The organism is Streptomyces yangpuensis (assembly GCF_024666385.1).
Lineage (GTDB): Bacteria > Actinomycetota > Actinomycetes > Streptomycetales > Streptomycetaceae > Streptomyces > Streptomyces yangpuensis.
The window spans coordinates 5,954,935-5,981,009 of sequence record NZ_CP102514.1 but is presented as its reverse complement, the minus strand read 5'-3'; the positions used below and the strand labels follow the sequence as shown (position 1 = coordinate 5,981,009).

At 72.4% G+C, this 26,075-nt stretch carries 18 protein-coding genes and 1 pseudogene; 7 read left to right on the top strand and 12 right to left on the bottom strand.

The annotated features are described in order from the left end of the window. Positions 1-87: 87 nt before the first annotated feature. Positions 88-1,470: an immunity 49 family protein gene (locus NRK68_RS27220; RefSeq protein ID WP_257857026.1), complete on the bottom strand. Its 1,383-nt coding sequence runs from the start codon at positions 1,468-1,470 to the stop codon at positions 88-90. Between the two features lie 479 nt (positions 1,471-1,949). Between NRK68_RS27220 and NRK68_RS27215 the strand changes: the two genes are divergently transcribed. Then, the gene (locus NRK68_RS27215) at positions 1,950-4,034 is read left to right on the top strand and encodes an ABC transporter ATP-binding protein (RefSeq protein WP_257857025.1); all 2,085 of its coding nucleotides are present in this window, start codon (positions 1,950-1,952) and stop codon (positions 4,032-4,034) included. Between the two features lie 110 nt (positions 4,035-4,144). Continuing rightward, positions 4,145-6,361: a terpene synthase family protein gene (locus NRK68_RS27210; protein WP_257857024.1), complete on the top strand. Its 2,217-nt coding sequence runs from the start codon at positions 4,145-4,147 to the stop codon at positions 6,359-6,361. A 65-nt stretch (positions 6,362-6,426) separates the two neighbouring features. Here the strand turns inward: NRK68_RS27210 and NRK68_RS27205 are convergent, their stop codons facing one another. From NRK68_RS27205 to NRK68_RS27175, 7 genes are all read right to left on the bottom strand, one after another. After that, entirely contained in the window at positions 6,427-7,656 is a 1,230-nt protein-coding gene (locus tag NRK68_RS27205; protein ID WP_183069301.1) for a GNAT family N-acetyltransferase, read from the bottom strand. A 107-nt stretch (positions 7,657-7,763) separates the two neighbouring features. Next, positions 7,764-9,023 carry a YncE family protein gene (locus NRK68_RS27200; protein WP_183069271.1) on the bottom strand — a complete coding sequence of 420 codons (1,260 nt, stop codon included), beginning with the start codon at positions 9,021-9,023 and terminating at the stop codon, positions 7,764-7,766. A gap of 132 nt (positions 9,024-9,155) precedes the next feature. Beyond that, positions 9,156-10,319, bottom strand: a complete 1,164-nt coding sequence (locus NRK68_RS27195) for an XdhC family protein (protein ID WP_183069272.1) — start codon at positions 10,317-10,319, stop codon at positions 9,156-9,158. Between the two features lie 178 nt (positions 10,320-10,497). Then, complete coding sequence (locus NRK68_RS27190) at positions 10,498-11,961, bottom strand: NCS2 family permease (protein WP_183069273.1); 1,464 nt, start codon at positions 11,959-11,961, stop codon at positions 10,498-10,500. A 326-nt stretch (positions 11,962-12,287) separates the two neighbouring features. Beyond that, positions 12,288-14,684, bottom strand: a complete 2,397-nt coding sequence (pucD, locus tag NRK68_RS27185) for a xanthine dehydrogenase subunit D (protein WP_183069274.1) — start codon at positions 14,682-14,684, stop codon at positions 12,288-12,290. Positions 14,685-14,686: 2 nt separating this feature from the next. Beyond that, positions 14,687-15,286 carry a (2Fe-2S)-binding protein gene (locus tag NRK68_RS27180; RefSeq protein ID WP_183069275.1) on the bottom strand — a complete coding sequence of 200 codons (600 nt, stop codon included), beginning with the start codon at positions 15,284-15,286 and terminating at the stop codon, positions 14,687-14,689. Between the two features lie 2 nt (positions 15,287-15,288). Next, positions 15,289-16,182: an FAD binding domain-containing protein gene (locus tag NRK68_RS27175; RefSeq protein WP_183069276.1), complete on the bottom strand. Its 894-nt coding sequence runs from the start codon at positions 16,180-16,182 to the stop codon at positions 15,289-15,291. 254 nt (positions 16,183-16,436) lie between these two features. On the opposite strand from NRK68_RS27175, the gene NRK68_RS27170 reads away from it, so the two are divergent. Together NRK68_RS27170 and NRK68_RS27165 are read left to right on the top strand one after the other, a co-directional pair. Continuing rightward, the gene (locus NRK68_RS27170) at positions 16,437-18,119 is read left to right on the top strand and encodes a PucR family transcriptional regulator (protein WP_257857023.1); all 1,683 of its coding nucleotides are present in this window, start codon (positions 16,437-16,439) and stop codon (positions 18,117-18,119) included. A gap of 165 nt (positions 18,120-18,284) precedes the next feature. Beyond that, positions 18,285-19,070 carry a hypothetical protein gene (locus NRK68_RS27165; RefSeq protein ID WP_257857022.1) on the top strand — a complete coding sequence of 262 codons (786 nt, stop codon included), beginning with the start codon at positions 18,285-18,287 and terminating at the stop codon, positions 19,068-19,070. Between the two features lie 55 nt (positions 19,071-19,125). Here NRK68_RS27165 and NRK68_RS27160 read toward each other — a convergent pair whose 3' ends face one another. After that, positions 19,126-19,785 (bottom strand): GntR family transcriptional regulator, encoded by a 660-nt coding sequence (locus NRK68_RS27160; protein WP_257857021.1) that lies wholly within the window; start codon positions 19,783-19,785, stop codon positions 19,126-19,128. Between the two features lie 129 nt (positions 19,786-19,914). On the opposite strand from NRK68_RS27160, the gene NRK68_RS27155 reads away from it, so the two are divergent. Both NRK68_RS27155 and NRK68_RS27150 read left to right on the top strand, forming a co-directional pair. After that, positions 19,915-20,775 carry a (2Fe-2S)-binding protein gene (locus NRK68_RS27155; protein WP_183069278.1) on the top strand — a complete coding sequence of 287 codons (861 nt, stop codon included), beginning with the start codon at positions 19,915-19,917 and terminating at the stop codon, positions 20,773-20,775. A 248-nt stretch (positions 20,776-21,023) separates the two neighbouring features. Then, positions 21,024-22,082, top strand: a complete 1,059-nt coding sequence (locus NRK68_RS27150; RefSeq protein WP_183069279.1) for a DUF2637 domain-containing protein — start codon at positions 21,024-21,026, stop codon at positions 22,080-22,082. A gap of 39 nt (positions 22,083-22,121) precedes the next feature. Here NRK68_RS27150 and NRK68_RS27145 read toward each other — a convergent pair whose 3' ends face one another. Beyond that, positions 22,122-22,538 carry an ATP-binding protein gene (locus tag NRK68_RS27145; protein WP_183069304.1) on the bottom strand — a complete coding sequence of 139 codons (417 nt, stop codon included), beginning with the start codon at positions 22,536-22,538 and terminating at the stop codon, positions 22,122-22,124. A 196-nt stretch (positions 22,539-22,734) separates the two neighbouring features. Beyond that, a pseudogene (locus tag NRK68_RS27140) lies at positions 22,735-23,406 on the bottom strand (thiamine pyrophosphate-dependent enzyme); the annotation flags it as partial. 147 nt (positions 23,407-23,553) lie between these two features. On the opposite strand from NRK68_RS27140, the gene NRK68_RS27135 reads away from it, so the two are divergent. Continuing rightward, positions 23,554-23,763, top strand: a complete 210-nt coding sequence (locus NRK68_RS27135; protein WP_183069280.1) for a hypothetical protein — start codon at positions 23,554-23,556, stop codon at positions 23,761-23,763. A gap of 136 nt (positions 23,764-23,899) precedes the next feature. Here the strand turns inward: NRK68_RS27135 and NRK68_RS37060 are convergent, their stop codons facing one another. After that, positions 23,900-25,777: a protein phosphatase 2C domain-containing protein gene (locus tag NRK68_RS37060; protein WP_257857019.1), complete on the bottom strand. Its 1,878-nt coding sequence runs from the start codon at positions 25,775-25,777 to the stop codon at positions 23,900-23,902. Between the last annotated feature and the right edge of the window lie 298 nt (positions 25,778-26,075).

The following is a 26,075-nucleotide window of genomic DNA, read 5'->3' as shown; positions in this document are numbered from 1 at the left end:
GTCCCTCCGGGAACATCGGCACCACATACGCGGGCAAACCTAACTCAATCGGACAATCAGCTCGCGGTGCGGCACGCCGCCGGTGTGTCAGGAGATGTCCTCGACGCGCTTGCCGTCGACGAGGTACCGGGGCAGGTGCGGCAGCCGCTCCGGATCCATCGGGAAGCCCTGGTCGTGGGCGAGGCAGGCCATGGCGAGCGGCCCGAGCGCCACCCGGGCGCGCGGCGCCCCGGAATCCCCCCAGTAGCCGCCGTGTTCGGCGAGGGCCTCGGCCAGCACCTCGGCGAAGGCCTCGTGCTCGCGGGTGAAGAAGCGGTGGAAGAGCGAGACCGGCTGGAAGTCGATCCGGTTCACGAAGTCGTCCGGCGCGTGCGTGAGCGCCTCGGGCAGGGACGTCTGCATGGCGGCGAGCAGCTTCTCCACGACCGCGTCGGCAGGACCGCCGGAGAGGTAGGTCCGCAGGGTGTCGATCCAGTGCAGGACGTAGGCGTCGACGCTGTCGTCCTGCCGCAGCGTCTCCAGCGGGACCCCGCACAGCCGGGCCACCTGGTCGTGCGCGCGGCAGGCGAGCGCGAGGTAGACGGCGTCGAGCCAGGCGCGGGCGTCCGCGGGCGGGGCCGCGGGCGTGGCGGGCAGCCGCAGGGTGTTCGCCTCGCCCAGAAACCACTGCTCCGGCCCCGAGCCGGTGAACAGCGCGGTGCCGAGCCGCACGGCCGTGGCCCACGCGTCCCAGGTGTCGAGCTCGGACACGACGGGATCGGCGACACACCGGACGTGGGCCAGCGCCAGGGCCGAGGCGAAGGCGTCACCGAGCCCCGCCGGATCCTCCGCGAGCCGCGCCACGGACTCGATGGTCGTACGGGTCAGCTCGGCGGGATCCGGGGCGGCCCGATCCACGACGATCCGGCCGGCACGGTCGAGGCGGACCAGGCCCTTCATCAGAGCGAGCAGTTCCTGCGGCGGCTCGAGCGACAGCGTGCGCGTGTCCTCGTCGAGGACGGTGAGGGAGGTCAGACCGCCCCGGTGCCACCAGTACACCCGCGGCGACAGGGGGCCGGGCCCGTCCTCGTACGCGCCCAGGGCATACATGGCCAGGTCGTTGAGGGCGTCCACCACCGAGCCGTCGGCTATCGGATGGAAGGCCAGCAGGTGCCGGGTCGGGGCGACCACGAGCGCGCCGGCGGACGGCAGCGACGTGCCGGTGACCTGCCGCGCGAGTTCACCGAGGTACAGCGCCTTGGAGGCGACGAAGTGCGAGTCGCCGAAGACGGACTGCAGCGTGGCATGCCCTTCGAGGGTGATCTCCTCGTGCTGGACGGGCACCCGCATCAGGTTGGCGTACGCTGCCTGCCCCAACTCCTGGATCCCGACCCGCTCCACGTCGCGGTCGGTGAGCGAACGCACGCTGGTGGGCCCGTCGAAGGCATAGGCGAACACCAGCTCGTCGGCCACGACCCGGGCATACCGCATACCACCGGCCACCTGAGGCGTCACCAGCCCGACGGGCAACAGCCGCGCATGCACCCCCCGCAACAGCTCCTCGACGCTCTCGCCACCGTGACCGCCACTGGATTCAGCTGAGTTGTCTCGATTCACCCCCGAACCCTACGAGACACCACCGACACATCACGGCGCCCAGGCCCCGGGAGCCTCCGTTCCCGTTCTGGGGAGGCGGCCTTCGGCGCTCTGCACGCGGCGGGGCGCAATCCCTCGAAGGGGGGCATCGACACCTCCGGGTGATTCGAACGGGCGTGGGCCCGCGCCGCCGTTGAGGTTCGGGCGGCGGTCGCAAGTGTGTGCGGGCTTTCGTTCCTCGCGGGCCGTGACGCCGCTCTGAGCAGCCACGTTCTTCCGGCGTCAGTTCGCAGCCGCAGCGCCTCGGGAGGAAACTTGCGATCCGTGCACGTTCATGTGGTGTTCGACCCGGCACCGGGCGGAGGTGGCCGCGCATGAGGCTCCTCAAGCGGCCCACGGCCCTCCAGCCCGCCGTCTCGGCGAGCGAGCGGCGGCTCTTCGGCGGGCCCCTGCGCTACGACGCCGGCTGGTCCCACCACGACTACGCCCGCCTCGAAGGGCGGCTGCTGTCCACCCTGCGCTCCATGCCCCGTATGGTCGCCGGGACCCTGCGCCTGGCCTGGGACACCGACCGGCCCGCGCTGCTCACCGTTGCCGCCTCCGAGGCCGGCCAGGGGGTCACCTCCGCCGTCGGGCTGCTCGTCCTCAGCGAGGTCCTCCGTACGCTGCTCGGCGCGGGCAGTCCCGCCGAGCGGCTGCACGCCGCCATGCCCGCCCTGGCCGCGGGTGCGCTGGTCGCCGTACTGGGCGCCGTACTGGCCTCCCGGTCCACCGCGGCCGCCGGACGGCTGGAGCCGAAGGTCGAACGGGCCGCGCACGAGAAGTACTTGAAGGCCGCCGTCGAGGTGGAGCTCGAAGCCATCGAGGACGGGGAGTTCCGGCGGCTGCTGGACAGCGCCCAGTGGGGGCCGCCCTCGGCCCGCCGTACCGTCGGCGCCTGCGTGGCCGCTCTCGGCGGGGTCATCTCCCTCGTCGCCACCGCCGGGGTGCTGACCGTGCTGCACCCGCTGCTCCTGCCCATGCTGCTGCTGATCGCCGCCCCGCGCGGCTGGGGCGCGATGCGCGTGGCCCAGCGCCGCTACCTGTCCGTCATCACCTGGGTCGAGCACGTGCGTGCCGCGCGGCTCATCGGCCAGCTGCTGATCTCCCGTACGTCGGCCCCCGAGGTACGGGTGCACGGCGTCGGCCGCTACCTCCTGGGCCACTACCGCAACATGGCCGAGGTGGCCGAGACCGAGGCCACCCGCCTGGCCGGGGACAAGGCCGCCACCGAGCTGCTGGCCGCCGCGCTCTCCGGCGCCGCGGCACTGGTCACGTACGGCGCGATGGCCGCGCTCATCGTCACCGGCCGGATGGACCTCGCCGTCGCCGGCACCGCCGTGATCGCGGTGCGCACCGGCTCGGCGAGCCTGGGCGCGCTGGTGGCCACCACCAACACCCTGCACGAGGAGTCCCTCTACGTACGGGACCTGGAGCGGTTCGTCGCCGAGGCCGGGCGGCGGGCCATCCCCGGCGGCGGGATGCCGCTGCCGGAGCGGCTGGGGACGGTGCGGCTGGAGGATGTCCGCTTCGGCTACCCGGACCGGGACGAGCCCGCGCTCGACGGCGTCTCCCTCACCATCGAGGCGGGCACCGTGGTCGCGCTGGTCGGCGAGAACGGCTCCGGCAAGAGCACCCTCGTCAAACTGCTCGCCGGCCTGCACCTGCCCGACTCCGGCTCTCTGACCTGGGACGGGGTCGAGGTGCGGGACGCCGACCGGGAGCAGGTCTTCGACCGGGTCGCGCTCCTCACCCAGGACTTCGAGCGCTGGCCGGTGACGGCCCGTACCAACATCGCCATCGGGCGGCCCGGGACGGAGGGGGCCGAGGAGGCGGTGGAGCAGGCGGCGGGCGTGGTCGCCGCGGCCCGGTACGCGGGTGCCGACCGCATCGTCGAGAAACTGCCGGGCGGCTACGAGACGCTGCTGGCACGGGTGTTCAGGGGAGCTTCGGAGCTGTCCGGGGGACAGTGGCAGAAGTTCGGGCTGGCCCGGACGCGCTTCCGGGACGCCCGCGTCATCGTCGTGGACGAGCCGACCTCGGCGCTGGACCCGGAGGCGGAGATCGCCGCCTTCGACAGCATCCGGGGGCTCGCGGGGCCGCAGCGCGCCGTGGTCCTCGTCACGCATCGGATGTCCGGCGTGCGGTTCGCCGACGTCATCTACGTGCTCCACGAGGGGCGGCTCGTCGAACAGGGCGGCCATGAGGAGCTGTTGGCGCTCGGCGGACGGTACGCGTCGATGTTCCGGATGCAGGCCGAGCAGTTCGGCCAGCAGCTCTCCCCCTCTCCCTCTCCGTCCCCGTCCCCGACCCCGTATCCGTCCCCGACCCCGGCCCCGTCGCCGTCCGGGCCGCGCTCCGGGGCGTCCCCTATCCCCCGGCAGGCCGGCGCGTCGCCCAATGACACCTCCGTCACCTGATGCGGTGAACTCCGCCTTGGCCCGGGGACAGCACGGGTAGGGCGCTGCTGATCTCTTGCGGGGGCCGGTCCACCGGCCCCCGCACCTTTGGACGAAGGGCCCACCTCACCGTGACGCAGCCGTTCCGACTGCCGGACTTCTACGTGCCGTATCCGGCGCGACTCAACCCCCACCTGGAGGTGGCGAGGGCGCACACCAAGCAGTGGGCGCGCGACTTCGCGATGCTGGAGGGTTCCGGCGTCTGGGAGGAGAGCGACCTCGACTCGCACGACTACGCGCTGCTCTGCTCCTACACCCACCCCGACTGCGACGCCGAGGCACTGTCGCTGGTCACCGACTGGTACGTGTGGGTGTTCTTCTTCGACGACCACTTCCTGGAGACCTTCAAGCGCTCGCAGGACCGCGCCGGCGCCAAGGCGTACCTCGACCGGCTGGCCGCCTTCATGCCGATGGACCTGGCCGACGGCTTCCCCGAGCCCACCAACCCCGTGGAGGCGGGCCTCGCCGATCTGTGGCGGCGAACCGTTCCGTCGATGTCCGCCGACTGGCGGGAACGGTTCTCCTTGTCCACGAAGAACCTCCTCGACGAGTCGATGTGGGAGCTGGCCAACATCGGCATCGGGCGGGTGGCCAACCCCCTCGAATACATCGAGATGCGCCGCAAGGTGGGCGGCGCCCCCTGGTCGGCCGGTCTGGTCGAGTACGTCGCCGCCGAGGTCCCGGCGCGCGTCGCGCACGCGCGCCCGCTCGGCGTGCTGCGGGACGCCTTCTCGGACGCGGTCCACATCAGGAACGACCTCTTCTCCTACGAGCGGGAGGTCACCGACGAGGGCGAGCTGTCCAACGCCGTGCTGGTCCTGGAGACATTCCTCGGCTGCAGCACCCAGGAGGCGGCGGAGGTAGCGGGCGACCTGCTGACCTCCCGCCTCCAGCAGTTCGAGCAGACCGCCCTGTCCGAACTCCCGCAGCTCTTCGTCGACTCGGCGCTGGAGCCGGCCGAGATCGCAGCCGTCCTCGCCTACACCAAGGGGCTTCAGGACTGGCAGTCCGGCGGTCACGAATGGCACATGGTCTCCAGCCGCTACATGAACAAGGAGGTCCGGGCGACCGCCCCGATCACCCTGCCCTTCATGCCGACCGGGCCGGGCACCAGCGCCCTCGACCTGCGGTCCGTCTTCAACCGGCGCTCGATGGAGCTGCGCCGCCGCTCCTTCACGCACGTCCCCTTCGAGCGCACCGGGCCCTCCGTGATCCCGGAGATCTACATGCCGCACCGGCTGTCCCTGAGCCCCCACCTCGCGCACGCCCGCGAGGAGTCGGTGGCGTGGGCGCGCCGGACGGGCCTGCTGGAGGCGCAGCCGGGAGATCCCGGTTCCGCGATCTGGACCGAGGAGAGGCTGCGCGGCTACGACTTCGCGCTCTGCTCGGCCGGACTCGACCCGGACGCCACACCCGACGAGCTCGCGCTCAACGCCTGCTGGCTGACCTGGGGCACCTACGCCGACGACTACTACCCGGTGGTCTTCGCGCGGGCCAAGGACCTGGCGGGGGCCAAGGCGGCCACGGCCCGGCTGATCGCCATGATGCCCGTCGGCCAGGCCGCGCCGCCGCAGCCGGCCACCGCGATGGAGCGCGGCCTCGCCGACCTGTGGGTGCGTACGAGCGCCGCCATGCCGGTGGAGCAGCGCACCGAGTTCCGGGCGACGGTGGTGGAGATGCTGGAGAGCTGGCTCTGGGAGGTGGACAACGCCGTCCACCACCGCATCCCGGACCCGGTGGACTACGCGGAGATGCGACGGCGCACCTTCGGCAGCCGGCTCACCATGTACCTGTGCCGGCTCGGCCACCGGGGGCGGGGCATTCCCGAGGAGATCTACGCCTCGGGGACCATCCGCTCCCTGGAGAACGCGGTCGCCGACGCGGCCTGCCTGATCAACGACGTCTACTCCTACCAGAAGGAGGTGGAGTTCGAGGGCGAGGTCCACAACCACATCCTGGTCACGCGGAACTTCTTCGACATCGGCTACCCGGAGGCGCTGCACATCTGCCACTCGCTGATGACCCGGCGCACCGAGGAGTTCGAGCACATCGTGGCGGACCAGCTGCCGCTGCTCTACGACGACTGGAAGCTCGGCGCCGAGGCGCGGACCGCCCTGGACACGTACGTGCAGGAACTGCGGGACTGGCACGCCGGCGTCCTCAACTGGCATGCGCGGTGCCGTCGTTACCGGCCCGAGGACGTGCGCCGGCCGGACGGCGGGCTGGCCGCCGCGGTCCTCGGCCCCGGTTTCGGCATGGCGGCCGCCCGGCTCTCCCTGCCCGCGTGAACCGGGCGGTGGGGACGGACCCCGGCCCGCCCCCACCCCCACCACCGCCCGGCGCCGGACACCCCCTAGAACTCGTCGCTCGTGTGCGGCAGTACGGGCGTGTGCAGGGCGGCGTCCAGGGCGTCCGCCGCCCCGGGCGTGTGCTCCTGGACCAGCCCGGCCGCGACGAGGTCGGCGACCCGGGTCCCGCCGAGGTAGCAGGCGGCCAGCTCGCGGACGTCGAGGGCGAGGTCGGCGGCGCCGTCGGCATGGTCGTACGTCGCCCCGTGCGGGCCCGCCTTGAGCCGGAAGCGCCCCGCGTTGTCGGGGAGCCGCGCGTCGTGGACCTCCAGCACCAGTTCCACCGGCGCGGCCCAGGACCGCGCGGTCAGCGCCGCGCGTACGTCGACCAGGCGCAGCCAGAGCGCCGGGAACTGGGCGGTGACCCGCACCTGGTCCCGGTCGGCGGCGAAGTGCAGCAGCGGGTCGTCGGCCGGGCGGCCCCAGGCGGAGACCTTGCCGGTGAGGTCGAGGGCTGCCACGTACTCCCAGAGGGCGGCGGCGACCGCCGGGGTGTCCGCCTCCAGCTCGGCGACGCGGACCAGGCCCTGGGTGCGGGTGGCTCCGCCGTCGTCCTCCGGCTTGGTGCGGTAGATGACGTACCCGGCGACGGGCTCGCCGGGATCGCCCAGGACGATGATCCGGGGCGGGCTGAGCTCCTCGTCCTCCTCGTCCTGTTCGGTGAGCCACTCCTCGCGCCAGCGCTCGGGGCTGCGGCTGGGGCGGCCGGGGCGGCCCGCGCGGGCCGCCTCGTGGAAGGGGCCGATGACGTCGACGGCGTCCTCGGGGTCGACGAGCCGCAGCGGGCGCCGGTCGGGGTCGATGCGCAGGGCCAGGGGCCGGGTGGAGTCGATCTCGACGGTGGCGCCGGTGGTGGCGCCGCCGTAGCCGAAGCGTCCGTAGATGGCGGCCTCGGAGGCCCAGAGGGCGGCGATGGGGCGGCCGGAGTCGGCGGCGCGGCGCATCATCCGTGCCATCAGCCCGGTGAGCACGCCGCGGCGCCGGTGCGTGGGCGCGACGCAGACGAAGGTGAGCCCGGGGCAGGGGAGGTCCGCCCCGGGCACCGAGAGCCGGAAGTCGTGCGCGGCCATGAAGCCGACCAGGGTGTCGCCGTCGTAGGCGCCGATCCGGTCGCAGCGCGCGAGCAGCGCGTGGTGCCGCTCGCGCGCGTCCTTCTCGGGCCGGTCATGGAAGACCAGGTAGGCGAGCTCCAGGGCGCGGTCGATGTCGGCCTCGGGTACCTCACGGATGTCCACCACGATCGCGAGACTAATCGGTCATCGGGGACCAGTCACACCATATTGGCTCGATCTGCGGGTTCGGCCGGTTTCCGCACCCTCCTCCGCCGGGCCGGGGACGCCTCCTAACGGCCGGCCGGACCGGTCCAGGAGGCCGGGACGTGGCCGAGGCGGATGCGCTGGGGGTGGTCACCGACGGGCACGGACACCCGCTTGGCACCGGTGGCGAAGTCGATGGCCGTCACCCGGTCGGTGCCGCTCTCGGAGATCACGCAGGCCGTCCCGTCGCCGGAGACCGTGGCCCAGTACGGCTTGGCGGCGGGCACGAGCGGCCCCTCGGTGAGGGTGGCGCGGTCCACGACGGTCGCGTAGTCGTCCATGGTGCCCGCGATGCAGAGCTTCGTCCCGTCGGGGCTCATCGACATGCCGTGGTGGCGGGAGTCGTTGACCCAGCCGGTGCGGTCGGTGCCGGTGGCCGGGTTGGCCGGGAGGTCCTTGAGGCGGGTGATCCGGTCGGTGGCCACGTCGTACTCCAGGAACCCGCCGAAGAAGGACACCTGGAAGTAGAGCTTCGACTCGTCGGGGCTGAAGGACACCGGGCGCACGGAGTCGGACAGGTCCCTGCGGCCGAACGCGTCCAGCCGCTCCCGCATGTCGATCACGCGTACCGTGCGGAAGGTCTGCGCGTCGACGACGGTGATCTTCCGGTCGCCCTTCGTCCAGTCCAGCCAGGGCGCGTCGAGGGCCGTGTTCACCTCGCCGATGGAGCTGTTCCACAGGTGGCGGCCGTCACGGGTGAAGGTGTTCTCGTGCGGCTTGTCACCGGTACGGAAGGAGCCGGTCTGGCGTCCGGTGGCGATGTCCAGGACGTGCACGGTGTTGGAGGTGGAGGCCGAGACGGCGATGCGGGTCCCGTCCGGGGAGACCGCCATGTGGTCGGAGCGGTAACCGGACACCGGGAAGCGCCAGTTGATCCGCCCGGAGGCCAGGTCGATGGAGACGACGTCGGCGAAGCTGGGGCGGGAGGCGACGACGGCGGAGCCGTCCGGGGTGGTGAACATGTCGTCGACGAACTGGTCGTGCCCCTCGCCCGCGCTCTCCCGGATGCCGAGGAAGAAGGCGAGCTTGACGGGGTTGAGGTAGATCTCGCGGAGCCGCTCCGCCTTGTCGGGGATCACGTCGATCCGGCCGATCTTGGCGAGGTCGCCGGTGGAGGCGAGGACGTCGGCCGTCCCCTCCCAGTTGTTCCCCACGAAGAGCACCTCGCGCAGGCCGCCGGCCGGCGCGGCAGAGGCGGCGGGCGCGGCCGGGGCCGGAGCCGGCGTGAAGGCGGTCAGCAGGGCGGCCGCAGCCAGCACGCCCAGGGTTCGCACGGTACGCAACATCCGCTCAACTCCGTTGTGAGGAAGGGCTGGAGAGGGTGATCCTCCGATTACCGGCGGGTAAGATAGGGGGAACGCCAGAAGGGCGCAACCCCCACGGGGCGCACCCTTTCCTCACCTTCCGCCATCACTCCTTCAAGCGACGGATCCGATCCTGTCGATCACCGTGGTCGCGACGTCCGGGTGGATCGGGATGTGCGCGCCGGTGAGGGCCGCGCCGGTGCCGCCGCGGCGGTTCGCGACGATCTCCGCGGCGATGGACAGCGCGGTCTCCTCCGGGGAGCGGGCGCCGAGGTCCAGGCCGATCGGGGAGCGCAGCCGCGCCAGTTCGAGCTCGGTGACGCCGACGTCGCGCAGCCGCTTGTTGCGGTCCTCGTGGGTGCGGCGGGAGCCCATGGCCCCGACGTAGGCGACGGGCAGGCGGAGGGCCAGCTCCAGGAGCGGGACGTCGAACTTGGCGTCGTGGGTGAGCACGCACAGGACGGTCCGGCCGTCCACCGAGCCCTCCGAGGACTGCGCCTCCAGGTAGCGGTGCGGCCAGTCCACGACGATCTCGTCGGCCTCGGGGAAGCGGTTCTTCGTCGCGAAGACGGGCCGCGCGTCGCAGACGGTGACCCGGTAGCCGAGGAACTTGCCGATCCGCACCAGCGCGGAGGCGAAGTCGATGGCCCCGAAGACGATCATCCGCGGCGGCGGGACGCTCGACTCGACCAGCACCTTCAGCGGTTCTCCGCAGAGCCTGCCGTCGGCGCCGATCTCCAGCACGCCGGTCCGGCCGGCGTCCAGCATGGCGCGGGCCTCCTCGGCGACGGTGCGGTCCAGCTCCGGGTGTCCGCCGAGGCCGCCCGCGTAGGGCCCCTCCGTACGGACCAGCATCGCGCGGCCCATCAGCTCGTCCGGTCCCTCGGCGATCCGGGCCAGCGCGGCGGCCTCGCCCCGGGAGGCGGCGGCCAGCGCGGCCTCGAACACCGCGCGTGCGGCGGAGCCGGCGGGGACCGGGGTGACGAGGATGTCGATGATCCCACCGCAGGTCAGGCCCACCGCGAAGGCGTCGTCGTCGCTGTAGCCGAAGCGCTCCGTGACGGTCCGGCCGTCCTCCAGCGCCTGCCGGCACAGCTCGTACACCGCACCCTCCACGCATCCGCCGGAGACCGATCCGATGGCCGTGCCCTCGCTGTCGACGGCGAGCGCGGCACCGGGCTGCCGGGGTGCGCTGCCGCCCACCGCCACGACCGTGGCGACGGCGAAGTCACGTCCCTGCTCGACCCACCGGTTCAGCTCTTCGGCGATGTCCAGCATGTGCGGCCTCCTCGGAGGATTCGGTTTCCAGTATGGGACAGGTGGAGGGTGCGGGTATTACTGCGGGTGACCGGCACCACTGCGACGCACGACCGGCATCACCGCGGTGCTCGGCCGGCCCCACCGGGGTGCCGGGCCGGGCCGGCACCACCGGGGTGCCGGACCGGTACTACGGGGGTCAGCCGACCCCGAGCCAGCCCTCGATCGGGTGGAGCGCGAAGAAGACCAGGAAGATTCCGGTCAGCGCCCACATGAAGCCGCCGATCTCACGGGCCTTGCCCTGAGCGATCTTGATGGCGACGTAGGAGATGACGCCCGCGGCGACACCGGCGGTGATCGAGTAGGTGAACGGCATGATCACGACGGTCAGGAAGACCGGGATCGCGGTGGAGGTGTCCGCCCAGTCCACGTGGCGGGCGTTCTGCATCATCATCGCGCCGATGACGACCAGGGCCGCGGAGGCGACCTCACCCGGGACGATCTGCGTGATCGGGGTGAAGAAGAGGCAGGCGGCGAAGAACAGGCCGGTGACGACGGAGGCGAGACCCGTGCGGGCACCCTCACCGACGCCGGTGGCGGACTCGACGAAGACGGTCTGGCCGGAGCCACCCGTGACGCCACCGATGGCGCCACCGGCACCGTCGATGAACAGGGCCTTGGACAGACCCGGCATGCGGCCCTTGTCGTCGGCGAGCTTGGCCTCGGTGCCGACGCCGATGATGGTGGCCATCGCGTCGAAGAAGCCGGCGAGCACGAGGGTGAAGACGATCATGCCGACGGTCATGTAGCCGACGTCGCCCCAGCCGCCGAAGGAGACGTCGCCGAAGAGCGAGAAGTCCGGCATCGAGACCGCGGAGCCGTCCAGCTCCGGCGGGCCGTTCTTCCAGGCCTTCGGGTCGATGTCCACGACGGCGTTGAGGATCGCGGCCAGGACGGTGCCGCCGACGATGCCGATCAGGATCGCGCCGGGCACCTTGCGGGCCTGGAGCATGAAGATGGCGATCAGGGTGATCGCGAAGAGCAGGACGGGCCAGCCGGACAGCTCACCGGTCGCGCCGAGCTGGACGGGGGGCATGAACTCCCCGCCGTTGCCGACGAAGCCGGCCTTGACGAAGCCGATCAGGGCGACGAAGAGGCCGATGCCCATGGTGATGGCGTGCTTGAGCGCGAGCGGGATCGCGTTCATGATCATCTCTCGGAGGCCGGTGACGACCAGGAGACAGATCACGACGCCGTAGACCACACACATGCCCATGGCCTGCGGCCAGGTCATCTGGGGGGCCACCTGCGAGGCGAGGACACCGGACACGGAGAGTCCGGCGGCCAGCGCCAGCGGAACCTTGCCGACGAAGCCCATGAGGAGCGTGGTCACGGCGGCGGCGAAAGCCGTGGCGGTGATGATCGCGGAACCGTCCATCGTGGTTCCGGCGACGTCCTTGCCCGAGAGGAGCAGGGGGTTGAGCAGGAGGATGTACGCCATGGCCATGAAGGTCGTGATACCGCCACGAACCTCGTTGCCGACGTTGGATCCTCTGTGGGTTATATGAAAGTAGCGGTCGAGCCAAGAGCGCCCGGCGGGATTGCGGGAGCCGTCTCCGGCATCCTCCGCGGTGGTCTTGGACTCCACTGACGACTGGGTCATGGTGCCTAACTCCCAAGGTTCAAAGGGGCACCCGCTTGGGGATTGGAGATTGCGGGATTTGGGATGCTGCGTTTGGCTGCACGACCCGGGGTGACGGCCCGAGGCGACGCGAATGTTCACTGCGTGTACTGCGGGTAGTGCGGGGTGACCGCTGGTACTACATGGGGGTTTTCGCAGGGGTACTGCCGGCTGAAGGGACCGCGAGCGGTGCGGTGCTTCGTATGTACTCCGGGCGGTGCGGCGGTGAAGTGTGACGTTCCCGAGTCACACCGCCCGGAGAGTCCGAGGGGGTCCGGGGGCCTCGCGGCCCCCGGACCGGGTCCGTCCTAGAGGGTCCCGGTGAGGGCTTCCGGACGGATCGGGGTCTTGTTGAGCTCCAGCCCGGTCGCCTGCCGGATCGCCGCGAGGACGGCCGGGGTGGACGACAGGGTCGGGGCCTCGCCCAGACCGCGGAGCCCGTACGGGGCGTTCGGGTCGGCGAGCTCCAGGACGTCGACCGGGATGGTCGGGGTGTCGAGGATGGTCGGGATCAGGTAGTCCGTGAAGGAGGGGTTGCGCACCTTCGCGGTCTTCGGGTCCACGATGATCTCCTCCATGACCGCCACGCCGAGACCCTGGGTGGTGCCACCCTGGATCTGGCCGACCACGGAGAGCATGTTGAGGGCCTTGCCCACGTCCTGGGCGGTCGCCAGCTCGACGACCTTGACCAGGCCGAGCTCGGTGTCCACCTCGACGACCGCGCGGTGCGCGGCGAAGGTGTACTGGACGTGGCCGTCGCCCTGGCCGGTCTTCAGGTCGAAGGCGACCGTCGGACGGTGCCGGAACTCGAGTTCGAGGTCGATCGCCTCGTTCTCCAGGATGTCGGCGATGTCCGCGAGGACCTCGCCGCCGTCGGTGACGACCTTGCCGCCCTCCAGGAGGAGCTCGGCGTGGGCCCAGGCCGGGTGGTAGGAGCCGTTCTTGCGGCGGCCCATCTCCAGCAGCGCCTCGCGCACGGCCTCACAGGTGTTCTTCACGGCGCCACCGGTCATGTACGTCTGCCGCGAGGCGGACGTGGAACCGGCGGAGCCGACCTGCGTGTCGGCCGGGTGGATGGTCACCTGCGTGACACCCAGCTCGGTACGGGCGATCTGCGCGTGGACGGTGACACCGCCCTGGCCGACCTCCGCCATGGCCGTGTGGACCATCGCGACGGGCTCGCCGTTGATGACCTCCAGGCGCACCCGGGCGGTGGAGTAGTCGTCGAAGCCCTCGGAGAAGCCGACGTTCTTGATGCCGACCGCGTAGCCGACGCCGCGGACGACGCCCTCGCCGTGGGTGGTGTTCGACAGACCGCCCGGCAGCGCGCGGACGTCCGCACCCTCGCCGGCCGTCTCCCACTGGCGCTCCGGCGGCAGCGGGCGGGCCTTGACCCGGCGCAGCAGCTCGGCGACCGGCGCCGGGGAGTCCACGACCTGGCCGGTGGGCATGATCGTGCCCATCTCCATGGCGTTCAGCTGGCGGAACTCGACCGGGTCCATGCCCAGCTTCGCCGCGAGCTTGTCCATCTGGGCCTCGTAGGCGAAGCAGGCCTGGACGGCGCCGAAGCCGCGCATCGCGCCGCAGGGCGGGTTGTTCGTGTAGAGCGCGATCGCCTCGATGTCGACGTCGTCGACGACGTACGGGCCGACGGAGAGGGAGGACGCGTTGCCGACGACGGCCGGGGAGGCCGAGGCGTAGGCACCGCCGTCGAGCACGATCCTGCACTTCATGTGCGTGATCTTGCCGTCCTTGGTGGCGCCGTGCTCGTACCAGAGCTTCGCCGGGTGGCGGTGCACGTGGCCGAAGAAGGACTCGAACCGGTTGTAGACGATCTTGACCGGCTTGTTGGTCGCGAGGGCCAGCAGGCAGGCGTGGATCTGCATCGAGATGTCCTCGCGGCCGCCGAAGGCACCGCCGACGCCGGAAAGCGTCATGCGGACCTTCTCCTCGGGCAGGCCGAGGACGGGGGCGATCTGCTTGAGGTCCGAGTGCAGCCACTGCGTGGCGACGTAGAGGTCGACACCGCCGTCCTCGGACGGCACGGCGAGACCGGACTCCGGGCCGAGGAAGGCCTGGTCCTGCATGCCGAAGGTGTACTCGCCCTCGACGATGACGTCGGCGCGCTTGCGGGCCTCCTCCACGTTGCCGCGGATGATCGGCTGGCGGTGCACGATGTTCGGGTGCGGGACGTGACCGGAGTGGTGGTCGTCGCGGCCCGGGTGGATCAGCGGCGCGTCGGCGGCGAGGGCGGAGGCCTCGTCCGTGACGAGCGGCAGCTCCTTGTAGTCGATCTTGATCTTGGCGGCCGCACGGCGGGCGGTCTCCGGGTGGTCGGCGGCCACGAGGGCGACCGGCTCACCGTGGTGGCGTACCCGGCCGTTGGCGAGAACCGGGGTGTCCTGGATCTCCAGGCCGTAGTTCTTCATCTCGGCCGGCAGGTCGTCGTACGTCAGGACCGAGTAGACGCCCGGCATGGCCAGCGCCTCGGAGATGTCGATGGAGACGATCTCGGCATGGGCGACGGTGGACCGCAGGGTCTGGCCCCACAGCATGTCCTCGTGCCACATGTCCGAGGAGTACGCGAATTCACCGGTGACCTTGAGGGTGCCGTCCGGGCGGAGCGTGGACTCGCCGATGCCGCCCTTGGTGTGCTTCTGGGTGACGTTCGTCGGCGTACCCACGGTGCGGGTGTTCTGAGCCATGATCAGACCGCCTCTGCCTGACGGGCGGCCGCGAGGCGGACCGCGTCGAGGATCTTCTCGTAGCCCGTGCAGCGGCAGAGGTTGCCGGACAGGGCCTCACGGATGTCCTGGTCGGACGGGTCGGCGTTCTGCTCCAGGAGAGCGTCGGCCTGGACCAGCAGACCCGGGGTGCAGAAACCGCACTGGACCGCGCCGGCGTCGATGAACGCCTGCTGGATACCGGAGAGCTCGACCCCCTCACCGGTCTGCGAGTCGGTGCCCTTGGCGGACCACTGCTTGGCCTCGTCCGTGGACACGCCCTTGCCGCCGCCGCACGCGCCGGTGCCGCAGCCGTGGCCGTGCTCCTCACGCTGCTTGGCGAAGTCGGCCAGACCCTCGACGGTCACCACGTCACGGCCCTCGACCTGACCGGCGGCCACCAGACAGGAACAGACCGGCACGCCGTCGAGACGGACCGTGCAGGAACCGCACTCGCCCTGCTCGCACGCGTTCTTGGAGCCGGGCAGACCCAGGCGCTCACGCAGCACGTAGAGAAGGGACTCGCCCTCCCAGACGTCGTCGGCTTCCTGCGGACGACCGTTGACGGTGAAATTGACGCGCATGATTACGCAGCCCCTTCAAGCGAGCGGCCGTTCGTGCCGCGGTACTGCTCCCAGGTCCAGACGAGCTGGCGGCGAGCGAGGATGCCAACCGCGTGACGGCGGTACTTCGCCGTGCCACGGACGTCGTCGATCGGGTTGCAGGCGGCGGAGGCGAGCTCACCGAACTGCTTGGCGATCGACGGGGTGATGACCTTGCCGTTGTCCCAGAAGCCGCCCTCTTCGAGCGCGGCGTTCAGGAACTCCTCGGCGGCCTTGGCCCGGACCGGGGTCGGGGCGGCCGAACCGATGCCCGTACGCACGGTGCGGGTGTCGGGGTGCAGCGCGAGGCCGAAGCCGCACACCGCGATGACCATCGCGTTGCGGGTGCCGACCTTCGAGTACTGCTGCGGGCCGGTGGCGTTCTTGATGTGGACCGACTTGATCAGCTCGTCGGCGGCCAGCGCGTTGCGCTTCACACCGGTGTAGAACTCGTCGATCGGGATCATGCGCGAGCCGCGTACGGACTCCACCTCGACCTCGCAGCCGGCGGCCAGCAGGGCGGGGTGGGAGTCACCGGCGGGCGAGGCGCAACCGAGGTTGCCGCCGACACCGCCGCGGTTGCGGATCTGCGGGGACGCCACCGTGTGCGAGGCGAGCGCGAGACCCGGCAGCGTGGCGCGCAGGTTCTCCATGATCTGGGTGTACGGGACGGAGGCGCCGAGCTTGGTGACCTCCTCGCCTACCTCCCACTCCCGCAGCAGCTCGATGCGGTTGAGGTCAAGGAGGTACTCCGGACGGCGGTGGTCGAAGTTGATCTCGACCATGATGTCGGTGCCACCCGCAATCGGCACAGCTGTGGGGTACTCGGCCTTAGCGGCGAGTGCCTCCTCCCAGCTGGCGGGGCGAAGGAAGTCCATGTGCGGCTCTCTTCTTCTTCATCGTGTCGTTCACTTCAAGCCAGGAGGCCAAAGGGCCCTCGACTGGTCGTTCACGTGCTGTTAACGCGGTGTGGACTCAGTACACAAGCCGCCCGTCCCTCGGGTGCAGTCACCGAAACCATGAAGGAGTTGGCTGACGGCCTCCCTCGTCTTGTAGATTCGTATGAAAGGCAGGATGCGACGACCTGCCCGATTTCCAACGGCAACATTCGAGACAGATCGGCGGCGACATCATGCGGCTGCGCGCACTGCTGGAGACCGAGGCGCTGGGGCTGCGGCTGCTCGGCGGCGAGGACGAACTCGACCGTACGGTCCGCGGGGTCATGACGACCGACCTGCGTGATCCCAGCCGGTACCTGTCCGGGGGCGAACTCGTCCTCACTGGCCTGGCATGGAGGCGAAATTCAGCCGACTCCGAGCCGTTCGTACGAATCCTCGCGAGCGCCGGCGTCGCGGGGCTCGCCGCGGGCGAGGCGGAGCTGGGTGACATCCCCGACGATCTCGTGTCGGCCTGTGTCCGCAACCGGCTGCCGCTGTTCGCGGTGAACGAGGACGTTGCATTCGCCACGATCACCGAATACGTCGTGCGGCAGGTCTCGGGCGAGCGCGCCGGGGACCTGGCGGCCGTCGTGGACCGCCACCGCCGCCTGATGACATCGGGTCCGGCCGGTGGCGGCCCCGACGTGGTGCTGGATCTGCTCACCACCGACCTCGACCTCCGGGCCTGGGTGCTGTCCCCCACCGGCCGGCAGATCGCCGGAGCGGGAGAGCCGCTGGCGCCGGGCATCTGCGCAGCACTGGCGAGCGAGCACCTCGCGGCGGTCCGGACGGGCCGCAGAGGACCGCACCGGATCTCCATCCAGGGTATTACCTACTCGCTCTTCCCGATCAGGGGACACGGTCGCGGTGCGGGCGGCCCGGCCGCCGCCCGCGACCTGCGCGAGACCGTGCTGTCCGACTGGCTGCTCGCCGTCGAGGCGGACGCCGGCGACTGGCCCGCCGAGCGCCTGGACCTGCTCCAGGGCGTCACCCAGCTGATCGCCGTGGAGCGCGACCGGCGCGACGCCGCCCGCACCGTGCGCCGCCGCCTCGCGCAGGAGGTCCTGGAACTGGTCCAGACGGGCGCCCCGCCCGCCGAGATCGCGGCCCGTCTGCGGGTGGCGGCCCCGGTGCTGCTGCCCGGACTGGGCGCCGCCCCGCACTGGCAGGTCGTGGTGGCCCGGGTGGACTGGGAGAACGGGGACATCCCCGGCGGTCCGGTGGCCCAGTCGCTGCTGGAGGAGATCCTCGTCGACCCGTCGGTCTCGGGACCGGAGCCGTCCGACCGGATCGCGGTGGCCCATACGGGTGACGAGGCCATCGCGCTGGTCCCGCTGCCCTCACTGTCCGGGGACGCCGGGGAGGACAAGGGCCCCGACTCGGCCCTGCACGCCGACGAACTGCTGGCGACCGTACGGGACCCGCTGGCGGCCGGCCTGGCCGACGACGGCCGGCTCACGCTCGGCGTCAGCGCCGCCGTGCACTCCGCCGAGGGGCTGCGCGGGGCGCTGGAGGAGGCCCGGCACGCCCGGCGCGTCGCGGCGGCCCGCCCGGGCCGGGTCTGCGCGGCGGGCCACCACGAGCTGGCCTCGCACGTGCTGCTGCTGCCGTTCGTCCCGGACGACGTGCGCCGCGCCTTCACCGCCCGGCTGCTGGACCCGCTGCGGGACTACGACCGGCGCCACCGGGCGGAGCTCATCCCGACCCTGGAGGCGTTCTTGGACTGCGACGGCTCCTGGACCCGCTGCGCGACCCGGCTGCACCTGCACGTCAACACGCTGCGCTACCGGGTCGGGCGAATCGAGCAGTTGACGGCGCGGGACCTGTCCCGGCTGGAGGACAAGCTCGATTTCTTCCTCGCACTGCGCATGAGCTGAGGAGATCCTTTGCACCCCCGGCCACGGCGTGGCCGGTGCGGCTGATGATCCGTCCGGACTTTGTGAAAGAGTTCACCCGACCCCTTGGCCGGAGCCTCCGATCCGTGCTCTCATTTCGCCCCAGGGCTCAACCAAGTGCTGCTTGATTGCTTCGGGGAGGGCAATGTGGCGGATACCGCCATGTCGGGAGCCGGTTCCACCGGGGGAGACGACCCCCTCCAGCGGGCGATATGGCGGCTGCGCTCGCGCGGCTGTTGGACCGACGCGGCAGCACTGCTGACGCCCCACGTCGGCCGGGCCGGCCAGGCCACCGCCGCGGTGCAGCGCACCGCGCTGCTGGTCGAGCGGTGTCTGTTCACCGGCCAGGGCTGGGCCGAGGCCGAGGACGCGCTGCGCGTCGCCGAGGCGGCCGCCCAGGACGACGACGACCGGGGCGCGGCGGCGTGCGAACGGGGCCAGCTGGCCTACGCCGCGACCGTACTGGGCGTACGCGACCGGGCCGACGAGGCCCGCTCGGCGCTGGGCCGGGCCGCGGCCCTGCTGTCCCCGGGCTCCCGGACCCGTCCGCTGCTGGACTTCCGCAGGGGCCTGGTGGCCGAGCACCTGGCGGACGCCCCGCAGTCTGCGCGGCCCGCGTACCACCGGGCGCACGCGGGCGCGGAGGCGCACGGGGACACCCTGCTGCTGTCGTTCACGTTCCGGCACCTGGCCGCGCTGGCCCTGCGGGACGGCGAGGTCGCGGAGGCCCGCAAGGGCTTCGCGGAGTCGCTGCGGATCCGGGAGGACCTGGGCTTCCTGATCGGCACCGCCCCGGCGCTGGCGGCCCTGGCCGAGGCCGAACCGGAGCCGGAGGCGACCCGGCTGCGCGCGGAGGCCCGCCGGCTGTTCCACCTCCTGGGCGGCATCCCCACCTGGCTCGCGGACCAGCTCCACCCGGCACCCGCGGTGTAGCCCGGCCGGCTCGGCGCCCGCCGGGGGGCACCGCCCGGCGGGGCCCGGGGCGAGGTCAGGAACCGGCGAAGTGTTCGCGCACCAGGGCCTCGACCACCGGGAGGTCCCGCGCGATCAGGGCCTCCAGCAGCGCCGAGTGCTCCGCCGCGTCGGCGACGAGATCGGCCCGCCGCACCCGCGCCGCGCCCGGCAGCGGCCACTGGGCGCGGCGGTGGAGTTCCTCCGCCACCTGGACCAGCTGGTCGTTGCCGGCCAGCCGTAGCACCGCCCGGTGGAAGGCCCGGTCGGCCTCCGCGTAGCCCGGCAGGTCGCCCGCGGCGGCCGCCTCGGCGGTGGCGGCGGCGGCCGGGCGCAGGGCCTGCCAGGACGCCTCGGGCACGGTACGGGCCAGTCGCAGCATGACGGGGACTTCGAGCAGGGCCCGGACCTCGGCCAGCTCGGCGAGCTCGCGCGGGGTGCGTGACAGGACGCGGAAGCCCCGGTTGGGGAGGCATTCCACCGCTCCCTCGGCGGCCAGCTGCTGCATCGCCTCGCGCACGGGGGTCGCGGAGACCCCGAAGCGCTCCCCCAGCGCCGGGCCGGAGTAGATCTCCCCGGGTACGAGCTCGCCGTCGACCAGGGCCGCGCGCAGGGCGTCGAGGATCTGCCCGCGCACCGAATGGCGCAGTACCTTCCGCTTTTGTTCCGGTACCCGGGCGTGGGCCGTTTCGTGCACTCGGTCCTCCTCCGGGTCGCGACCTGTCCCGAGAATAGGTGACGCGTCGCGCGAGGGGTGGGTGCGGACCGGCCGAAATCGGGTAAGGTAAGGCTAACCTGTTAACGATCGTGTGATCGGTGGTCCGTCATGGCCGTCTCGACCCTCCCGGCGCTCGCCCCCGCCCCGCCCGGCTCCGCGGTGGCCGATGCGTACGCCCGGCTGGCCGACGTGTACGGCGGACTGCGGGTCGTCGAGCGAGCCGCGCACGAACCCTCCCCTCGCGGTGCGGGGTGGGTCGGCGCGGACGAACTGGCGGCCGGCGGGGCCGCCCTGGACGCCTTCCTCGCCTGGGACGACGCCCAGGTCCTGAGGGATTACGGCACCCAGGCGCGGCCCGACGTGATCGCGAGCTTCGGGCTGCACCGGTACGCGTGGCCCGCCTGCCTGCTGATCACGCTCCCGTGGTTCCTCCACCGGCGGGTCCCCCGGCTCCCCGTCGCCGAGGTCGCCTTCCACCGGACCCTCGGCCGGATGACCGTCCACGTCGAGAGCTTCGCCTGCCTGCCGGACGATCCGGCGGCCGACCTCCCCGGGGCCCGTGTCGTGCCCGACGAGGAGGCGTTGCGCGCAGAGGTGCGGGCTGCGGTGGCCCAGCACCTCGAACCCGTGCTGGAAGGTTTCGCCCCGCGCATGCGGCGCGGCCGCCGCGCCCTGTGGGGCATGGTGACCGACGAGGTCGTCGAGAGCCTCTGGTACGTCGGCCACCTGCTCGGCGAGGAGCACCGGACGATGGCCGAACTGGAGGCCCTGCTGCCGGGCTCGACGGCCCCGTACACCGGCGGTGCCGGCTTCCGTACCCTCTCCGGCCCCGACGGCCGCGAACTGTCCACCCGCGACCGGGCCAGCTGCTGCTTCTTCTACACGATCCGCCCGGAGGACACCTGCGTGACCTGCCCCCGCACCTGCGACGCGGACCGCATCACGCGCCTGACGGCGGAAGCCGCCTGACCCCCGGCAGGAACGCCGGCCCGCGGACCGTTCCGGGCGGCCGGCTCCAAGCCACCCGTGGAGGTGGCGATATTCGAACGCAACTCTGGTCACACGGGCATCAGTTCGAGACACAACACCCTATCCGGCGGGGCCCGCACCCCGATGGCGTCCACTTGCCCCGAAACCCGCGTGCACGGCGCACCGGCTGCGCCACTATGGCGCCCGGAAAGCCGCACAGCCGCATACGCGAGGCAAGGGACATCCGCATGAGACTGACCGACATATCGCTGGACTGGCTGCTGCCCGGCAGCCTGCTGATCCTGGGCGTACTTGCGGCGGTTGCGGTACTGGCACGGGGCAAGCGCGAGAACGAGAAGGCCGCGGCCGACGACAGCTGGGAACGCAGCGAGGAGCGGCGGCGGCGCAAGGAGGCCGTCTACGGGACGGCCTCGTACGTCCTGCTCTTCTGCTGTGCGGCGGTGGCCGCCGCGCTCTCCTTCCACGGGCTGGTCGGCTTCGGCCGGCAGAACCTCAACCTCTCCGGAGGCTGGGAGTACCTGGTGCCCTTCGGCCTCGACGGCGCCGCCATGTTCTGCTCGGTGCTCGCCGTCCGCGAGGCCAGCCACGGCGACGCGGCCCTCGGGTCGCGCATGCTGGTCTGGCTGTTCGCGGGAGCGGCCGCCTGGTTCAACTGGGTGCACGCCCCGCGCGGTCTGGGCCATGACGGCGCTCCGCAGTTCTTCGCGGGGATGTCGCTCTCGGCCGCCGTCCTCTTCGACCGCGCCCTCAAGCAGACCCGCCGGGCGGCCCTGCGCGAACAGGGTCTCATCCCGAGGCCGCTGCCGCAGATCCGGATGGTCCGCTGGCTGCGGGCGCCCCGGGAGACCTTCGGCGCATGGTCCCTCATGCTGCTGGAGGGGGTCCGCACCCTCGACGAGGCCGTGGACGAGGTGCGCGAGGACAAGAAGCAGAGGGAGCAGGACCGGCACCGCAGGCGCGACCAGAACCGGCTCGACCGGGCTCGTATCAAGGCGCTGGGCCGGCAGAACCGGGCGTTCGGACGGTCTCGCGGCCGCCAGGTCGAACTCCCGGAGCTCACGCAGGGAGCTGGCTCCGCGCCGGTCGGCGCGGAGCCGGCCATACCGGAACAGGGACAGCTGCCGCTACGCCGCCGGCCCTCCCTGCAGGCCGTCAGCCACACCGAATTCACTGACGTGACCGGCACCCGGACGGTGGACCTCACCGCCGAGGACGACACCCAGACCATTCCCCGGCTGGACTCGCTGGAGCGCAAACTCAAGGACCTGGAGCAGCAGTTCGGCTGACAGGTCCGGACCAGGGGACACCCCGCAGGGCCCGCCCGTTCAGGCGGGCCCTGCGGCGTACGGGGCCGGGGCCGGGGCCGGGGCGGGGCCATCGCGGCGCCCGTCCAGCTCGAACCACACCACCTTGCCGCCGCCCAGGGCGAGCGCGTCCACGCCCCAGTTGTCGGCCAGCGCCTCCACCAGCACGAGTCCCCGGCCGTGCGTACCGTCGTCGGCGGTCGGTACGTACGGCCGGGGACGGCGTGGCGCATGGTCCCTGACCTCCACCCGTAACCGTGCGGCCGTGAGGCTGACGGACACCTCCGCGCCGCGGTCGGTGTGGACGAGGGCGTTCGTGACGAGCTCCGTGATCAGCAGTTCGGCCACGTCGGTGGCCTCGGTCCTGCACCGGTGGCGCATCAGCTCCCTGAGGGCCCGGCGTACCTCGCCCACCGCCTTCAGGTCCGCGCGACGCACGCTCCGGCTGACGCGCAGCGTCTCCGCCGCTCCCCCGTCCTCGACGCCGGACGGCTCGCGCGGTACCGGCGCGCCTCTCCTCCACAGCTTCCCCGTCTTCGCCCCCACCCGCACGGCGGTGTCCCTCCCGTGTCCGTCGCTCTCGAACAGGCCTACGGGATGCATGCCCCCGGGGTGGATCCGCACTCCTGCGGGCTTACGGACGGGGCACGTTGCGGAGGTTGGATCGAGCCATCCGGATCATCCGCCCCACCCCTCCGTCGAGCACGATCTTGCTGGCGGACCGTGCGAATCCGGTCACCATTTCGGCGCTGGTCTTCGGAGGAACCGACAGGGTGCCGGGGTCGGTCACCCCATTCACCAGAGCGGGTCCGCGATGCCGGAAAACCTCCCTCGAAGCCCCGCTGAGCTGCTTGGGCCTGTCCACACGGACCCCGTACGCGCCCGCCGCGCGGGCGGTCGCGGCGAAGTCCGGGTTCTCGTTCTCCGTCCCGCAGGAAGGAAGGCCGGAAACCGGCATCTCCCACTCGACCGTGCCGAGTGACGAGTTGTTGAAGAGGACCACTTTGACGGGGAGGTCGTACTGCACCAGGGTGAGGAAATCTCCCATCAGCAGGGAGAAACCACCGTCGCCGGACATCGACACCACTTGACGGCCGCGATCGGTGAGCTGTGCGCCGATGGCCTGCGGGAGGGCGTTGGCCATCGAGCCGTGGCTGAAGGAGCCGTTGATGCGCCGCTTGCCGTTCGGGGAAAGATAGCGCGCCGCCCACACATTGCACATGCCCGGGTTCGTCGAGGACCGAGGCCGCGAGGCGGGATGGATCGGCGTGCGCTTCTCCACCTTGTGCGTGTACGTCGTCACCACCGCACCTCCGGGGCCTCGCAGGCGGGCAGGCGGGCAGACGGGCAGACGTCACCCGAATGGAGTAATCCAGCGCGCCACCCGGATGGGTGAAGATCAAGCTGAGTAGAGGCATGCCTCAACCGAGACAATCCGTGAAAGGGAAACCACATGCGCATTCGACGAACTCTCGCCGCCGTCATCGCCACGGCAGCCCTCGCCGGACTCGGCCTCGCAGGTGCCGCCACCGCCACTGCTGCCCCCACCGCCACTGTCGCCGGAAGCCTCACCCCGGGTGAGTGCGAGCAGGGCGGCGGAACGGTCGACTGGGCGACCAACACCTGTAAGGGTGGCACGGGCGACGGGCAGATGGTCGACTGACACCACCTGGACGCCCCGCAGCCACGCGCCGCGGGGCGCTCCCGCGCGCGCACCGCACCCGCACGGTCGCCGCACGCCTTGCGCGTATCCCGGTCCCGACGGGGAGCCCTGACCCGGCCGGCCATGCTCGCGCCGGTTACGCCTCCCAGACCGCGGCGGCCGTACGGTCGTCGGCGTACCCCTTGAGGCGGAGCTGGGTGTCGGCGAGGAAGGCGGCGAGGCCGGGCGGCTCGGGCTCGGACCAGCGGGCGGCGAGCTCCGCCTGGAGGGCGGCCTCCTCCCGCATCGGCTCCGCGAGGCCGCCCGAGCACACGAGCAGGGTGTCCCCGGGTCTGGCCACGGAGGCCCGGAACCGGAAGGCGCTCCCGGGCTCGCCGGCCGTGTCGGCGGTGTCGGCCGGTCCGGCGGTGTCGGCCTCGGGCGGCGCCGCGGGCCGGGCGGGCCCGGGGGTCCCAGAGGTCCCGGCGGATTCCAGGTCCTGCCATTGGCCCGAACGGAGCCGGAAGAGTCCGCCCGCGCCGGCGCCGAAGGACACCCGGGTGCGGCATTCCGGGTCCACCGGCAGCAGCAGCCCGCGCAGGCCGGCCGTGTACTCCTCCTCCGCGAGCCCCAGCTCGGCGGCGCGGGCCCGCAGGCGTCCGTACCCGCGGTCGGTGAGCCGCTGGAGACCGGAGCGCAGGGCGTCGCGGCGCCCGGCCCTGATGTCGTCGGCCAGCCGGCCCTGGCTGCGGCCGACGGCCGCGGCGACCGTGCGGCACAGGTCGGCGGCGGCTTCGGCGGCGCCGGGGGCGGCCCGGTCGCCGCCGGCGAGGGCGACGAGCACCAGGGCGTGGTCGCCGGTGCCGAAGCGGGCGGTGAGCAGGAAGTCCCGGCGGGCCTCCCCGCGGTAGCGGGCGGAGTCGCCGCGCAGGGAGGCGGCGCGGAGGGTGCAGCCGCCGTAGCGGGCACCCTCCAGGACGGTGTCCGGAACCAGCGCGTCGAGGGCGGCCGGGTCGGCGGGCGGGAGCGGGCCCGGTTCGGCGGCGTAGGTGGGTGCGCGATCGCCGAGGTGACGCACCTCGGGCCGCGGTTGCGGTGCGGCGACGTCCGTGGCGGGGGCGGGCACCTCCTGGGTACGGTCCTCCGGGCGCGGCGCCTGGGCCCGCCGGGCGGGCGGCACGTCGACGCCCCCGAGGACGTAACCGGTGGCACCGCCGGTCCGCGGATCCCGCGGCTGCGCCCCGTGCCAGGGCTGCGCCCCACCCGGCGCCGGCCCGAACCGCTCCCCGGTCGGCTGACCGGAAGCCGGCAGCGGGGACCGGTACCCGGCTGCCGAGCCCCCATCCGCAGCCGACGGCCCACCCGGCCGGCCGGGGTCGGACCGCAATGCCGAAGCCGCCGACGCAGCCTGGTCGCCCGGCGCCGACGGTGGCGCGGCCGGCGGTGGCGGTGGGACGGAGGGTTGGCCGGGACCAGCACCCGCCGCCGACGGCGGGGCGTACCGCTCGCCAGGCGGGGCGGTCGATCCCGCGTCGGGCGGCGCGGACGGCGGAGCCGGTGGGACGCGCCACTCGCCGGGCGGGGCCGCCGCTCCCCCGTTGGGCGGCACAGTCGGCGGAGCCGGCTGGCCCGGCATGCCCGGAGCCACGGCCGGCGGTGGCGGTGGGACGCGCCACTCGCCGGGTGGTGCAGACCCTGCCCCGATGGATGGCGGTGCCGGCGGTGGGGCGGGCCGGTCGATGAGCGGGGCGGCCGCTCCCCGGGTGGGCGCCGCCGTCGGCGGAGCCAGCGGCGGCGCAGGTGCTTCCGGGGAAGGGCGTGGGGGTGGGACCGGGGTGGTCGGCGGGGGGCCGGCGGACTCGCGCCCGGCGAACGGCTCCGGGCGCGGGGACGGCAGCGGCCCGGCCGGGTCACCCGTCACGCCCGCCGCCGACCGGAAGCGGTTGTCGAGGGTGTCCCCCGGGTCGGGTGCCGGCCCCGCGTCCGGATCCTCGTAGAGCTTCTGCCACCAGTCGTCCGCGCCCTGCTGACTCATGCCCTCATTCTCGGCTGCCGGTGGGGGCGGAAAACGCCGAATGCACGAAAAGAGTCCAGGTAGCACGGATCATCGGACGCCGCACACCCGCGCGACAGGTTCCACTCTCGGCGAGGACGGCCGCCGCAGCCGCGCCGATCGCCGTGCGCGATATCGGGCCCATCGCTCTCCCCGGGTGAATTACGGCCAACTGCCGCATTGCGCGGCAAAGATGCCGCCCACATGACGTCCGGCCGCGGGATGTTGGTGCGGCGGTGGCGCAACCTTGGCAGAGGGGCGGGGGGTACGGCGATGATGT

Coding starts and splice junctions, on each gene's coding strand:
- NRK68_RS27220 (WP_257857026.1), bottom strand. CDS start 1,470: ATGCGGTATGCCCGGGTCGTGGCCGACGAGCTGGTGTTCGCCTATGCC.
- NRK68_RS27215 (WP_257857025.1), top strand. CDS start 1,950: ATGAGGCTCCTCAAGCGGCCCACGGCCCTCCAGCCCGCCGTCTCGGCG.
- NRK68_RS27200 (WP_183069271.1), bottom strand. CDS start 9,023: ATGTTGCGTACCGTGCGAACCCTGGGCGTGCTGGCTGCGGCCGCCCTG.
- NRK68_RS27195 (WP_183069272.1), bottom strand. CDS start 10,319: ATGCTGGACATCGCCGAAGAGCTGAACCGGTGGGTCGAGCAGGGACGT.
- NRK68_RS27190 (WP_183069273.1), bottom strand. CDS start 11,961: ATGACCCAGTCGTCAGTGGAGTCCAAGACCACCGCGGAGGATGCCGGA.
- pucD (WP_183069274.1), bottom strand. CDS start 14,684: ATGGCTCAGAACACCCGCACCGTGGGTACGCCGACGAACGTCACCCAG.
- NRK68_RS27180 (WP_183069275.1), bottom strand. CDS start 15,286: ATGCGCGTCAATTTCACCGTCAACGGTCGTCCGCAGGAAGCCGACGAC.
- NRK68_RS27175 (WP_183069276.1), bottom strand. CDS start 16,182: ATGGACTTCCTTCGCCCCGCCAGCTGGGAGGAGGCACTCGCCGCTAAG.
- NRK68_RS27170 (WP_257857023.1), top strand. CDS start 16,437: ATGCGGCTGCGCGCACTGCTGGAGACCGAGGCGCTGGGGCTGCGGCTG.
- NRK68_RS27155 (WP_183069278.1), top strand. CDS start 19,915: ATGGCCGTCTCGACCCTCCCGGCGCTCGCCCCCGCCCCGCCCGGCTCC.
- NRK68_RS27150 (WP_183069279.1), top strand. CDS start 21,024: ATGAGACTGACCGACATATCGCTGGACTGGCTGCTGCCCGGCAGCCTG.
- NRK68_RS27135 (WP_183069280.1), top strand. CDS start 23,554: ATGCGCATTCGACGAACTCTCGCCGCCGTCATCGCCACGGCAGCCCTC.
- NRK68_RS37060 (WP_257857019.1), bottom strand. CDS start 25,777: ATGAGTCAGCAGGGCGCGGACGACTGGTGGCAGAAGCTCTACGAGGAT.